The organism is Blautia sp. 2227st1_G12_2227SCRN_220401, assembly GCF_039062885.1.
Classification (GTDB): domain Bacteria; phylum Bacillota; class Clostridia; order Lachnospirales; family Lachnospiraceae; genus Blautia_A; species Blautia_A fusiformis.
In genome coordinates, this window is sequence record NZ_JBCLNI010000009.1 from 87,843 (window position 1) to 102,149 (window position 14,307).

General features: G+C 39.9%; 13 protein-coding genes. 1 reads left to right on the forward strand and 12 read right to left on the reverse strand.

Annotation, left to right across the window (positions count from 1 at the left end):
* Nucleotides 1–2: 2 nt before the first annotated feature.
* The 10 genes from ABCM67_RS06610 to ABCM67_RS06655 form a co-directional block, all read right to left on the reverse strand.
* Nucleotides 3–1,031, reverse strand: a complete 1,029-nt coding sequence (locus tag ABCM67_RS06610; protein WP_147603958.1) for a hypothetical protein — start codon at nucleotides 1,029–1,031, stop codon at nucleotides 3–5.
* A 150-nt stretch (nucleotides 1,032–1,181) separates the two neighbouring features.
* Nucleotides 1,182–1,673: an acyl-CoA thioesterase gene (locus ABCM67_RS06615; RefSeq protein WP_342992666.1), complete on the reverse strand. Its 492-nt coding sequence runs from the start codon at nucleotides 1,671–1,673 to the stop codon at nucleotides 1,182–1,184.
* A gap of 54 nt (nucleotides 1,674–1,727) precedes the next feature.
* Nucleotides 1,728–2,198 carry an SsrA-binding protein SmpB gene (gene smpB / locus ABCM67_RS06620; protein WP_021652954.1) on the reverse strand — a complete coding sequence of 157 codons (471 nt, stop codon included), beginning with the start codon at nucleotides 2,196–2,198 and terminating at the stop codon, nucleotides 1,728–1,730.
* Nucleotides 2,199–2,209: 11 nt separating this feature from the next.
* Nucleotides 2,210–4,501 (reverse strand): ribonuclease R, encoded by a 2,292-nt coding sequence (gene rnr / locus ABCM67_RS06625; protein WP_129975349.1) that lies wholly within the window; start codon nucleotides 4,499–4,501, stop codon nucleotides 2,210–2,212.
* A gap of 154 nt (nucleotides 4,502–4,655) precedes the next feature.
* Nucleotides 4,656–4,889, reverse strand: a complete 234-nt coding sequence (gene secG / locus ABCM67_RS06630) for a preprotein translocase subunit SecG (protein WP_021652956.1) — start codon at nucleotides 4,887–4,889, stop codon at nucleotides 4,656–4,658.
* 70 nt (nucleotides 4,890–4,959) lie between these two features.
* Nucleotides 4,960–6,309, reverse strand: a complete 1,350-nt coding sequence (gene eno / locus ABCM67_RS06635; RefSeq protein WP_118753201.1) for a phosphopyruvate hydratase — start codon at nucleotides 6,307–6,309, stop codon at nucleotides 4,960–4,962.
* Between the two features lie 350 nt (nucleotides 6,310–6,659).
* The gene (locus tag ABCM67_RS06640; RefSeq protein WP_147603955.1) at nucleotides 6,660–8,261 is read right to left on the reverse strand and encodes a WG repeat-containing protein; all 1,602 of its coding nucleotides are present in this window, start codon (nucleotides 8,259–8,261) and stop codon (nucleotides 6,660–6,662) included.
* 15 nt (nucleotides 8,262–8,276) lie between these two features.
* Entirely contained in the window at nucleotides 8,277–8,633 is a 357-nt protein-coding gene (locus ABCM67_RS06645) for a hypothetical protein (RefSeq protein ID WP_147603953.1), read from the reverse strand.
* Nucleotide 8,634: 1 nt separating this feature from the next.
* Nucleotides 8,635–10,008 (reverse strand): hypothetical protein, encoded by a 1,374-nt coding sequence (locus ABCM67_RS06650; protein ID WP_147603951.1) that lies wholly within the window; start codon nucleotides 10,006–10,008, stop codon nucleotides 8,635–8,637.
* A 35-nt stretch (nucleotides 10,009–10,043) separates the two neighbouring features.
* Entirely contained in the window at nucleotides 10,044–11,357 is a 1,314-nt protein-coding gene (locus ABCM67_RS06655) for a hypothetical protein (RefSeq protein ID WP_147603948.1), read from the reverse strand.
* Between the two features lie 604 nt (nucleotides 11,358–11,961).
* Between ABCM67_RS06655 and ABCM67_RS06660 the strand changes: the two genes are divergently transcribed.
* On the forward strand, nucleotides 11,962–12,348 hold the full coding sequence (locus tag ABCM67_RS06660; protein WP_342992678.1) for an ATP-binding protein: 387 nt from the start codon (nucleotides 11,962–11,964) through the stop codon (nucleotides 12,346–12,348).
* Between the two features lie 118 nt (nucleotides 12,349–12,466).
* On the opposite strand, the gene ABCM67_RS06665 is transcribed toward ABCM67_RS06660, so the two are convergent.
* Together ABCM67_RS06665 and ABCM67_RS06670 are read right to left on the reverse strand one after the other, a co-directional pair.
* Nucleotides 12,467–13,093: a hypothetical protein gene (locus ABCM67_RS06665; RefSeq protein ID WP_147603941.1), complete on the reverse strand. Its 627-nt coding sequence runs from the start codon at nucleotides 13,091–13,093 to the stop codon at nucleotides 12,467–12,469.
* Nucleotides 13,094–13,309: 216 nt separating this feature from the next.
* Nucleotides 13,310–14,137 (reverse strand): leucine-rich repeat domain-containing protein, encoded by an 828-nt coding sequence (locus ABCM67_RS06670; protein WP_147603938.1) that lies wholly within the window; start codon nucleotides 14,135–14,137, stop codon nucleotides 13,310–13,312.
* Between the last annotated feature and the right edge of the window lie 170 nt (nucleotides 14,138–14,307).

The following is a 14,307-nucleotide window of genomic DNA, read 5'->3' on the forward strand; positions in this document are numbered from 1 at the left end:
CTTTACCATACGCCGGATACAACTTCATTGCCGTCATTGTCAAAAGTTGTGGATACCGTAAACGTATCATAATAATAATAACCTGTCTTACCGGACTCCGGTTCGTCCTCATAATCACTGCCATTTGGGCTGCCGCATGCATTCTCAAGCTCAGACATGGACTGACCGATATATCTTGCTGCTACAGATGCCGGATCATCCTCGCCGGATGGTGCTTCCGTAGGATCCGGTGCATCGGAAGAATCAGAGGAAGCTGGTGCAGATGTTGGATCCGGTGTGGATGCGGAGTCCGAACTGCCGGACGAACTGCTGTCTGTACTGTCTCCATTATCATCAGAACTCTCCGGAGTCGGAGTCACAGCCGTACTGTCTGAAGAATCTGTACTGTCACTGTCACTTTCACTGTCATCCTCAATGCCAAGCCTTGCCTTTACATCCTTCAGGGTAGACACCTCCTTGGTGCTTCCGCTCGCCAGATATGTAGCATATGGAATTCCGTCTTCACCCTCACCATCCATACAAAGACTCAGCTGTGAGATCGTCAGAAGCGGCAGCTGGCGGAAGAAACATTCATTCTGCTCTTCGTCAGAAAATGTGATCCTTACATCAAAGCTTGTTGCTGTATCTCCGTTATCGTCCTTCTGGCTCTTCTCCATATAATAAACAGCCTTGTCGTTGGAAGCCAGTGTGAATTTACTATTTACAAGATCGCTTCCCCAGGTCTCATCACTGTCATCGCCATCATCTCTGGTAGGACGGACATAAATTGCAGAAATCGTGGAGTTCATCTTATTGGTAAATACAATACTGGTAGTGGTCTCACTCTTGGTTCCCATTACGTTCTTGATATTTGCTGTTTCATCCGTAGAGGTCTGCATCTCCACCACATCCGTTTTCGCAGCTTCCGTTACCGTCGGGGTTGCCGTTGCCTCCACCTTCTGCTCCGGTGCCACAGAGTTCTTCTTTCCGCAACCGGCTGCAAGCATGCTCGCTGCAAGAATTCCGGCAAGAATCAAATAACGTTTTTTCATTATATCTCCTCCATATAAAATGGTCCTATTCGCTGTCAGGTTTTCCTTTTCTATTATTACAGAGTATCACTTTCTTGTCAACCTGACCGTTCTGAATTTCACAGAATCTTTAGATATTTTAAACTATGTCAAAAATTGGAACAGCTGAGGTCAGAACCCGTTTTCCCTTCGCTGTCTGCGCATATCACGGCGCATTTTCGCAGCTTCATTCCGAGCTTTTTCCGCTTCTGTGGTAACGATCAGTTCCGGCACCTGGATTGGTTTCTGGTCTTCATCTACAGCCACCATCACAAAAAATGCCCGGTTTACAGTATGACGCATGCCATCCGGCTGTTCCACATACGTATCGATCTCGACCTCCATGGAAGTTCTTCCCACATAAGTCACATATCCCTTAAGTACTACGATCTCTCCCTCATAGATTGCATGCTTGAACTGAAGATTGTCCACTGCCGCAGTTACCACCCGATATGTCTCCGCATGACGCATAGCTACCACTCCGGCAACCTCATCCAGCCACTGCATCAGTGCTCCGCCAAAAAGTCTTCCGCCTCCGTTCAGATGCTGCTGCATGATCAGATGAACCTGCTCCGTCATCGATGCTTCTACCGTTTTTTTACGTCTTTCCTGTACCTCTGTCATTTCTCATTCCCCGCATTTTATCATACTTTTACTTTTTCAGTTGAAACCAGCCGATCAATAAAGATTTTTTACTTTAAAGTCTCGCTCCGCTTCTCTTCTCTGATCCTTCTTTGCAATATCCTGGCGCTTGTCATAAAGCTTTTTACCACGTGCCATGCCAATCTCTATTTTTACCAGGCTGTCCTTGAAATAAACCTTCAGTGGTACCAAAGTCAATCCTTTTTCCTTTAATTTGGCTTCGATCTTATTGATCTCGTAGCGATGCAGCAAAAGCTTACGCACACGAAGAGGATCTTTGTTAAAAATGTTTCCTTTCTCATAAGGAGTGATATGCATTCCATATACATAAACTTCTCCGTTTTCCACACGGACAAAGGCCTCCTTGATGCTGCATTTACCGGAACGTAAGGATTTCACCTCGGTTCCTGCAAGTGCGATCCCGGCCTCATAAGTATCCTCGATAAAATAATCATGAAAAGCCTTTTTATTATTTGCGATCAGTTTCATTCCTGTTTTTTTTGCCATTTCGCGCTCCCTCAGTCTTCCTCAGCCAGGACAAAATCCACGGTTTTCAGCATTTTATCCGCATCTGCCACACGGACACGGACCTTCTGCCCAAGACGGAAGATCTTTCCTGTCATGTCGCCCCGCAGTTCATATGCATCCTGGTCAAATACATAATAGTCATCTCGTAATGTATTGATATGGATCAGTCCTTCTACGGTATTCGGAAGCTCCACATAAAGTCCCCATCCTGTAACGCCGGAGATGATCCCCTCATACTCCTCTCCGAGATGATAGGACATATACTCTGCTTTCTTCAGCTTATCGGATTCTCTTTCTGCTTCGTCTGCGCGCCGTTCGCACACACTGGACTGGCGTGCTACTTCATCCAGGATCTCCTTGTAATGCTCGGTACGTCCTTCCCTTACCAGTCTGCCTCTCAGACGGTCATGGATGATCCTATGGATCTGAAGATCCGGATATCTTCGGATTGGAGAAGTAAAGTGGCAGTAATACTTCGCTGCAAGTCCGAAATGTCCGCTGCATTCCGTAGTATATTTTGCCTGTTTCATGGTACGCAAGGTCAGGCGGCTGATCTGTGCCTCATTGGGCATTCCCTCAATACTTTCCAGGATCTCCTGGATCTCACCAGGCGTGATCTCCTGTCCGGATTTCTGTATGTTGACTCCTTCATTATGAAGAAGCATCAGAAGACTTTCAATCTTTTCCGGATCCGGATTTTCATGCGTTCTGTATACAAAGGGATAATCTCCGGTGCAGTATTCCTGTGCCACGGTTTCATTGGCAAGAAGCATAAAATCTTCAATGATCCTGGTTGCCACATTGGCTTCATAAGGCTGCACATCAATAGCTCTTCCTGCCGCATTCAGGATGATCTTACTTTCCGGAAAATCAAAATCAATGGAACCTCTTGTATGACGGCGGCTGCGCAGGATCCCGGAAAGCTCTTTCATCAAGAAAAACATGGGGATCAGAGCTTCATAGCGTTTCTTCGCCACCTCATCAGTATCTTCCAGAATATTTTTCACATCTGTGTAACACATACGCTCATCTACACGGATCACGGTTTCTGCGATCTTATGAGAAATCACCTTTCCTTTTTCATTAACATCCATCAGACAGCTTAAGGTCAGACGGTCCTGTCCCTGGTTCAGAGAACAGATACCGTTGGAAAGCCGCTCCGGGAGCATGGGAATGACACGGTCTGCAAGATAGACGGAGGTTCCGCGCTTCAGTGCCTCTCTGTCAAGGGCACTGCCGCCCTGAACATAGTTGCTCACGTCTGCGATGTGCACACCCAGATGGTAGATTCCATCCTCCTTTGTCAGGGAAATGGCATCATCCAGGTCCTTTGCATCCTCACCGTCAATGGTAACTGTAACAAGATTTCTGAGATCCAGTCTTCCATCCAGATCCGCTTCCTGTACATGATCCGGCACACGGTCAGCCTGACGAAGTACTTTGTCAGGAAATACACTTGGTATATTAAAGCTCTTCACAATAGCAAGGATATCTGTTCCAGGTGAACGTAAGTTTCCCAGCACCTCTGTGATCTTTCCTTCCGGCTTCCGGTTTCTGGATCCGTAATCTGTGATCTCTGCAACTACCTTGTCTCCGTCCTTTGCTCCCATGGAGTTTTTTCTGGAAATAAAGATATCTTTGGAAAATTTGGGGTTATCACTGATCACAAAGCCATAATCACGGCTGCTCTGGTATGTTCCCACGATCGAAGGCATTCCCCTTTCCAGAACCTTCAGCACAACGCCTTCCTGACGTTTTCCCTCTTTATGTCCGTTCCGTACAAGAATCTGCACCTTATCCTGATGCATGGCGCTTCCCGTGTCATTTTCCGGAATAAAAATATCCTGTTCCTGACCCTCCACTTCCACAAAGCCAAAACCTTTGTAATGGCCAATAAAAGTTCCTTCCATGAGGGTTCCGTCCTTCTCAGAGAAATGATGTTCCTCATGATCCTTCTCTCTGCGTTCTCTTCCCTTACGGCCACGCTCCGACTTTTCTGCCTTCAGAGCTTCTTTATTCTTTCGTCTGTCTCTGCGCTTGCCGGAAACCTTGCTGTATCTTCCTTTATTATCTACTTCAGCTTTGCCCTGGGCGCAAAGCTCGTCCAGCACGTCAAAAAGCTCTTTTTTCTCACTCTTATCCAGCTGAAGAAGAGATGCGATCTCACGCAGGCGCATGGGCTTATACAGCGGATCTCCCAGAAGCTCCATTATAAACTTTTTTCTTTTTTCAAAATTTTTCGATCTTTTCACATTTTCTCCTGTTTCATATTTATATTTCATTTTACCCTGTTATCATTCCGGAGGAAGGCTCACCCGTGCCCCTGTATCAACGCAAAAACACTCCTGCTGATTAACAAAAGAAGTCCCCATCCGAGTTTCTTCTGCATGCTAACGCAGCAAGAGTGTTACCAACTTCTGTTCTGCCCCTGGCAGATCAGATAATGTTCAGTACGATTGACAGTACAAAGAAAATAACTCCCATGATAATGGTACCTCTTACAAGACCACCTTCCATGGAACGGCCCTTATTCTTACCCCAGTAAGTATCAGCTACTCCGGCGATAGAGCCAAGACCCTGCTGCTTGCCCTCCTGCATCAGTACGACAACAGTCAGAGCAATACAATCTATTGCATAAATTACAGTCAGAATAATTTTTAAAATGTTCACGCGGTTACACCTCCTAATCAACTAGAGGTTATTTTACCATAGCTAAACCGGGATTTCAACCATTTTCCGTTTATTTTATGCAGGGCTTTTTCTGAGATTTTTTTGCAAAAGGATCTTTATATCTTCCAAGAGCTCCGAGCTGTTCGTGGATCCGCAGAAGCTGGTTATACTTGGCGTTCCGGTCCGAACGGCAGGGTGCGCCTGTTTTGATCTGTCCCGCCCCACAGGCAACTGCCAGATCTGCGATAAAGGAATCCTCTGTTTCCCCGGATCTGTGAGAGATCACTGCACGATACCCGGCATGCTGAGCCATCTCCACCGCATCCAGAGTTTCCGTGAGAGTTCCGATCTGGTTTACTTTAATAAGGATAGCATTGGCAACATCAAGTTCGATGCCACAGTGCAGCCGTTTGATATTGGTGACAAACAGATCGTCGCCTACCAGCTGGATCTTTTTTCCCAGGTGTTCCGTCAGATATTTCCAGCCTTCCCAGTCATCCTCCCAGAGACCGTCTTCAATGGAAACAATGGGAAATTTTTCCACCAGTTTTTCATAATACTCTGTCATCTCACCGGCATCCCGGTAGATCTTTTCTCCTTTCATGCGACTCTCCCCAGGGAAAAAGTACACGCCCTTTTCCTCATCATAAAGCTCGCTGGAGGCTGCATCAATGGCAATGGTGATCTCTTCTCCTGGTTTATATCCTGCTTTTTCTATGGCATGAACGATCAGGGTAAGCACTTCCTCCGAATCTGAAAGATCCGGAGCAAAGCCGCCTTCATCTCCAACCGCTGTGGAGAGTCCTTTTTCCCGGAGAAGAAGCTTTAAGTGCTGGTAGACTTCCGCACACATGCGGATACCCTTTTCCAGACAGCAAGCTCCTGTTGGCATGATCATAAACTCCTGAAGATCTACCGTATTGTCCGCATGCTTTCCCCCGTTTAAAATATTCATCATCGGCACAGGGAGCTGCAGGGTATGACAGCCGCCCAGATACTGATAAAGAGGAAGCCGAAGGGCCCCGGCTGCTGCACGGGCTGCTGCCAGAGATACTGCCAGCGTGGCATTGGCTCCTGCGCTGCTTTTGTTCTCCGTTCCGTCGGTTTCGATTAGAAGATGATCGATCCATGCCTGGTTCAGGGCATTCTCTCCGATAATGGCATCTGCCAGACGTGTATTGATATTTTCCACTGCTTTTTTCACACTCTGTCCCAGATATTCCTCCCGGTTTCCGTCCCGCAGCTCCACAGCCTCAAATTTACCTGTGGATGCTCCGGACGGCACCATGGCTCTTCCTGTGTATCCATTAATCCCCACAATTCCTTCACCTACCGTCACTTCCGCTTCCACTGTAGGATTCCCCCTGGAATCAAGGACCTGTCTTGCATGAACTTTTCGAACAGGCAGATAACGTAGCATAAGTTTTTCCCTCCTTGAAAATAATAATACTGTTTATGATCTCCTGCACTTTCTGATTTTTTTCTTATGTTTATGAGGGTAGCTTGTCCGAAAAGGGTTGGGTCTATACGTGTTCTGTTGATAAGGGCGAGGATATTACACTAATTTACGTATATGGTAAATGCTTACTATAAAAAGCACGGGACAAAGTCAGTACCACCAGCTCTGCTGGTGGTACTGACTTAGGTTGTTGTGTCCATATTTACTTTTCAAAACTACCTCTTACGATGGTTTATTTGTCATGCCCTTTATTCTTTGGCTGTCCTCTACCTATTTGTTTCAAACTTCTTCTCTTATTTCTATTAACTCACTTATGCAGCGTTTGAAATTTTCCGAAAAACACCTACATTATAAATTCCCGTATCAAAAGTTTCTATTTTATTACCATTGCTATCAAACAAAGTACATTCTGTATAATTTCCATACTCATCCCTCTGTCTGTCAGCAGTAATATATGCACCATCTTCAGATATTTCACAACTATCATAGCTACATGGGACTATTAATTCACCATTCGCACCAAGCATCCCGTAATTTGTTCCATCATAAACTCCCACTATATCCGGCACTGTATATGAAAGCATATATTTCTGATATTCTGTGTTAACTACCTCGCCTGACTTTAAGATCAACATACCATGTTTTTTCTCTTCGTTATTGCCAGCAATATACTTCTCATTTACTTCATGATTATCATGAGTTTCTGAAAACAGATATTCACCATTTGAATTAACAACATTCCAGTTCTCATTAATCCCTACTTCATAAAGATTTGAATCCATCTGCCAACACTCATCTGCATTTGTAAGAAAGCTCTCATTTCCATAAATGTCTACTATAAAAACCGCATCATCTTTCATTGCATAGGTCTCATCATCATACAAAAAATCCCCTAATTTATCATATTGACATGGTACTTCCAGATTACCTTCCAAATCTATAGCGCCATAATATCCTTCAGAATTTTCAACAACTAAACGATTCATTCCACATTGTGAATTTATATCATAATATTCCATTGGCACAATAGTTTCGCCATATTCATTTATAATCTTAGCACCATGCCCTTCCTGAAAATCATACTCTGCTATCAGCAGATACTCTCCATTTACTTTCACCAAATTATCAGTAGAATCCTCCCACACTTTATAAATACCTGAATATTCCGCTTCACAAATCCACTCGTAATTTTCATCTATAATTCCATACATTCCCGTTTCAGACTCACAAGCAATAAAATATCCAGAATCACCTATATTATATATACTGCTATACTCTGGAGACATCATAATGTTTCCATTCTTATCCATAACTCCTGAATATTGCTCATCATAATCAAATGGATACGGAAGTCTGGTTATAGTTCTATATCCATAATTATCACAAGTAGAACCAATTGAACTGTTAATATAGCTATAGTCTAAAGGAATAATCTCTTCTCCCTCTGTATTTACCAATCCATAAATTGTATAATATTCACTTGCATCTGAGTCTGTCTGCATTCCAACTACCGCATATCCATCCTGATCAAATTCATATGCTGAATCATATTTACATTCAATAACTACATCTCCATCTGTGTTTATATAGCCCCACTTTCCTTCATTATTCATAAAAGGAGCCACATATACGCCAGAACTCTTCTTTTCAGCAGATATGTCTTTATCCACTTGTCTATTTTCTTCTTTCTGTGCTATTGCTTCACCTTGATCATTCCCAGAGTTTTTATCTTTAAAAAGCATAAATACTCCGGCCAGACATGCACAAATAGCTAGTATAAGTATTACAATTGCTATTATTTTTCCCGGATCATTTTTCTTTTTCTCTAATATCACCGGTAACTCTGCTCTGCACCATGTACAAAATTTTGCCTCATCTATATTTTCTTTCCCACACTTCGGACATTTCTTCATACGCACCTCTCTATTTCAGTTTACTCTTTTTCCACATTGTCCACAGAATCGCATTCCCTTTACTACTGCCCCGCAATACGGACAAAATTGATTTATCTGTGCTCTTGTACCCTGTGAAATTTCAGGTTTATCTTCAGTTTTTTTATCTTGAGATTTACCTATTGTTGGAAGTTCTTTCTCCATATCAACCTGTGCTTTTTCCACAAATATCGGATTATTTTCCAAAGAAGACATCTGCAGACTGTTTCGGCTCTTTTCTTTTAAATTCGACAACCTTTCACATTCATTGTTTAATACATTAACTTCGGATTCTAACATATGTATATTTTCTTCTAACTCTCTGCATCTTTCCCTATATTCTGTATCAGTCATACTATTTACCTCTTCTTTCCTTTCCGCAAAGCGGGCATTTATTATTTTTATTGGAATACACCTGTCCACAGCAGCACTGATGGTTTTCCCCGATATTTTTTTCCATACACATCACCATATTCGAATTAGCGAATCTTGCGCTACGAAGTTCATCAACAGAATAATCACTATATGCTGAAAAACCACTTCCTTTTTCCTCATATTTCTTCAGACTTTTATATATGTTATAACCTAAAATGTTTACTCTTGCACTTGCAATGCTATCCAAATCATATCCTGCATCCTGCAATTGGAATCTTGCGAAATTTTGTCCTTTTTTCTCAAATAGTGCATTTTGGGCAAACGTATTAACAGTGCCATCGTATCTTACTAACTGAATATCTACTATAAACTCCTCAATACTTGCCCATTCAAATTCCGCATATGTTAATTCAAGTATTAATTTACCATTTTCTTTCCTGATTTTAAGAGTTTTCATTCGAATCGGCAAAACTGGATCATAATTCATCACTTCAAATTCGAGGTTTGGTTTGTTCTTTGTCTCTGCTTCTGTATCACTTTTATAAAATACAATTACACAAATCAAAGCGATTCCTGCAAGCAACATCAGCCAAACGCCAACCTGCGTATTAATTGAAATCCATCTCCAGTTATCTTCTTCCATACTAATATCGAGATTCCATTTATACAATAAGATAGCCACTGATACTACAATTCCGCTGATACCTGCTATCGTTCCACTTACCTCAGATTCCTTTTTTTGTAAGACCTGTGCTATAAAATAGCCATTAATAAACAACATTACAAAACCAAACATAATAATAAATACAAATCCTCCTAACACTTCTGGTGTTGAGTTCGTCCAATCTTCAAATTTTGAAATATCGTTCAATAGGTCAAAAATACCTGCACAACTTATTGTTTGACCTTGAAACAGATCCGCATAATATAAACTCACCCATGGTATGAATCCTGAAATAAATTCCAAAACAGCAATACATGCTGCTATATACCATTTGACGTCCATTTTAGAATTCTCAGTTTTTATAACTGGCATATTCGGTGCCGTTTTATTTCGTTCACAACACGGAATCTCTTTTTGTATAATCTTGCTATAATTATAAATTTTCAGTCCCAAACTATTTTTCTTTTTTAATAAATTTTCTTTTTGATATTCCAGTTGTTTTTGTTTTTGTAATTTTTTATTTATATCATTTTGATATTTCTTTTGGATATCATTATCTAACCCATCTATAGCTGATTCTCTACTTTCACTCTTCACAGTCTCATTTATAATATTTCCACAGAACGGGCAAAACGAACCACCTTGGGACACTTCTTTTCCACATTGTGAACACCTTTTAACTTTTGTCATTTTCACTTCTCCTTTATCATTTATTTAAAAATCTCTCAACTATGTAATTTGGCATCAGACATTCCAAACAAAATATCTGTTATATCACAAATCCCATTATATTCAAAGTTAAGTTCTCTGACTCCACTTACATCTATATCAAAATCAATCCGACAATTATCTGCATTTAGCTCTGAATTATCATATATTACATTTCCATCGCCTATTAATCTTATATGTGCAAATCCATCTTGAATCTGATCTGCTGGAAAATACCAAGATCCTGTAAGTCTTGAATAATTTTTTCCTAAATACCACGCATCACACGTACTGTATTCTTCTGTACCAAACGGATCAGTGACAAAAGAATACTCTATTGCATTTGCATAAGTATTTCCCTGAATATCCATTCCAGCCGTTTGCTCATTTCTCCAAGAACGGTTTGTTTCCAATAAAGGCATCAAATTTAATGACTGTTCTTCTGGTGTTTCCAATTTAGCAAGCTCAATCTCATTTAATCCATCACCGTTTTTTACTACAATGTTTCCTTTTTCCGTTGCTATTGCCAAATCACATTTCGTTGCCTCCGTAATCACACTTCCATAAAAATCCATAACCGCATAATAATTTTGTCCGTCAGTACCTTCCATATTTAAAAGAACAAGATATTTTTCTCCACATATACTTACTTTTAATGTATCAGTCCACCCATGCCAGAACTTATCAGCATAATCCGGATTGTAAATGTCGTAAACTTCTGCAGCAGCAACATCATATATATAAAACTCTTCCCCATCATAAATATAAACAGCCTGCTTTCCATCCGCATATACAAACTCAAAATCATCAGGTCTCAATATTTTATCCTCGGTAATATAATCAGTAATACCGGTATTTTGGTAATTTCCATCTTCGTCGATTTCATAAATTCCATACAATTGATCTCCATAGGATTCTCTGGCTCCGCTCACCGCACATCCATTATAAAAATAAAGGTTATTAAAATTAACATTTATATCCAATTTCAAAAATTCCTGCGTCTTAGTATTTAATAACGTAGTGGTCTCTCCATCCGACAAAGCAAATATTCCATCTCCTGCATAATAGGATGATTCCAAATATTCATCATAGGCCTGATATTCTACAGTCCACATTCTCTCAACACAGTTATACACACCTAAATATATTCCTTCTGATGAAAAACCATTTTTTTCATTTCTTACCAGAACTAAACTATCTCCCTCTACCAGAATATCCGTAAATTCGATTTGTTGATCTTTTAGAATCTGATACGTCGAAGATCCATAAACATTAAAAACTCCCAAAAAAATTCCTGTCATTATCAAACATATTTGTACTATTCTTTTCATATTTATATCCATTCCTTTCGCTTCGCTCAGGCACAAAACGTTATGAAAATGTTTTCCTGAGCCTTTTTTCTTTATAATTCTTCTTATAGGAATCTCGGTATACTACAAATCACGGGGAGGTGAGTGGGCTGTCCGGCTTGCCGGATGACCGTATTTTTATATGTATAGTCCGCCTTTTTAAGCACAAATAAGTGTGACTTTGAACACGTAATCTTATCTTTGTATAAACAATCTCGTTTATGGCTTAGGCGTTCAGTCAATGCCGTTATTCCCTATAATTCTCTAAACCTCACTGTTCCGAAAGGAATCCCTATGGCTTTAAAAATCGTGTACAAAATCTGCTGTGGCATTGATGTCCACAAGACTTTTGTAGTTGCCTGTATTACTTCTACTGACAATAAAGACATCACTTCTTATATGGTACGTACAAATTATACCTACTATGTGCTAAACTTTGATTATCCATGGATACCTCTGTTGTCTTTTATGTGGTTTGCTAGACCCACATTCATTGTACAACGGAGGTTTTCAATTTGATATTACATTTATCGCTCCTTGCGTCCACGAGTCTCCCCAGCTCTGCTGAGGGTTTGAAATTGTTTCAATCAATACTTTTTGTGTAACTGCAATGAAGCAGTCTAAGAGTGTAAAGTATATAAAAGCGAACACTCTTATGAGCGAAATGGAACAGGCACGTATCAAATCCACAAATCTGAATTACCTGAATAAGCTGACCATGCTGGATCTTCTTGTGATCGATGATTTTGACCTTATGGATCTCGATCTTGATAAATGCCGGGATCTTTTTGAAGTCCTTGACACCAAGGATGGAAGAAAATCAACTGTAGTCATCTCACAGTTTCCAGTCAGTACATGGTTTGATATGTTTGCTGATAATACCTACGCTGATGCGTGCCTTACACGAATCACAGATAAACATCATACATATCGTCTGGAGATGAACGGTATAAATATGCGTGAAACAGAATGATATCATCTAGCGGTACTTCGTACCATTAAAAATGGAATAGCCGTTCCGCAGTAGCGGAACTGGCATTCCGTTTGAGCGTAATTTGCACCTCTTCCCTATTTTACTGTGATTATTACTTTTACATTTTCATATGTTTTTTTCTGTTACTTGTAGTATTTCTATAATATTTCAAAGTGCTTGTTTGTTTAATCCATCTATTAGTTATCTGTTTCCATTTTTTTAATGAAATTTTTTTCTTGTTATATAAACATTTGTATTGTACATTTCCATTTTTTACTCCATTTACATACGCACCGCATATTACCTGTTTTACTTTTTTATTCTTTGTCAAGGTATAATACCAATATTCAACATTTCCACATCCACCCCAAGATGCATGCAAACGCTTTGTTATACAATTATAGCTTATCCCTGACATAGGACTCCCAATCTCACCTGCATATCTCAGTTTTCCCCGTGTATAAGTATATGCATATGCTTTGGTCGGTGAATTTCCAACTCGCTCTCTTCCATCGGTAACAAGAAGTTCTTTCAAGCCATCTTTATCAATATCCCATAATGTAAAATATCTGTATCTCCTTTGCGTCAGAAATTTTCGATATGCCTCTTGAGCTTTTCTCTTCGTCGAAGAAGAAGCCTTTGCCTGAACGATATATGCACTAAAATTCAGTGATGAAGTTTCTACAGTTGTTAAAGTGAATATACTTAGTAATATTATAATAAAATACTTTTTAATCTTTCTCATCATATCCCTCCCTTAATCATCATCTTGCTTTCGTAGAACGAACTATACCTCTCTCATCGGATTTCCGGCGTGTCATTGCAATAATTTTGCAAGGAACTCCAAATATATTACACTCTATGGTTTCAAAACTATTCGAATCAATTACTCTTGTTACAACTCCATAGTGTGGTGTTTTATCTGTACTCAAATCCACATAATCTACTTCTTTTTCTACATTCACTCCAAATCTATATCCGTTTCCGTAAGATTTTCAAAAAATTGTACATTTTTAACTGGATTATCCCCTAAGCTTAATTTTTCAAGATTTTTTAAATTCAGTAATGGTTCTACGTCTTCTATCAGATTCCCTTCCAGTTTTAACACCCTAAGTTTGCAGAGTTTACTGAGTGCAGATATATTCTTTATTTGATTCCCGTATAATATGAGTTCTTCCAGGTTTGTCATTTCCTTCAAGGCATCAATGTTTTTGATATCATTATTAGGCAGCCTTAGTTCTTCCATATTAGTCAGTTCTTTTAGTGCCTGTAAATCTTCGAACTCCGCCCCCTGAATGATCAGACTTTTTAATGCAGTCAGATTTTTCAAAAGATCAAGGGAATCTATGGAATATTTATCTAATTTCAAATTTTCTAATTCAGTCAATTCTCCTAATGCAGTATTATCATCAACTATGCATTCATTCAGACATAATTCACGAAGATAAGGAAATTTCTTTAAATCCTCTAATGTAGAAAATTCCTGCAATCCAAGTATTTCACACATATCATTCCCTGAATTGTAAACGTATTCTTCTGTCTTATCTTTCCAATCCAACTTCACTACATACTGCGAATCGATACTGATGCCTGTTATTCCTTCAATATCTGCATATGTTACTTCTTCTTTTTTCAAAGCATTGCAAATTGACTCACCAAAGTTTTCATCTTCCCATTGAACATTCAATGTACCTTCATTAATATCCTGTACTGCTGCTTCTGTCTTATTTGTTGAAATAACTATTGAAAGTAAAAAGAGCATCCAACAAAAGCTCTTGATTTTTCTCATATTTTCTCTCTCATTTCTAGTCAAGCGAATATTAGCAATCCGCTTCGCTACTTGTTCATAACCGGATAACTGCTTCGCAGTTTATCAGAAGGAGTCTGCCCTCCTCCTGATACAAACAAATCTCCGCCCACTGCTTATTTCTTTTCGCAATTGAAGCAGAAGACTTACTT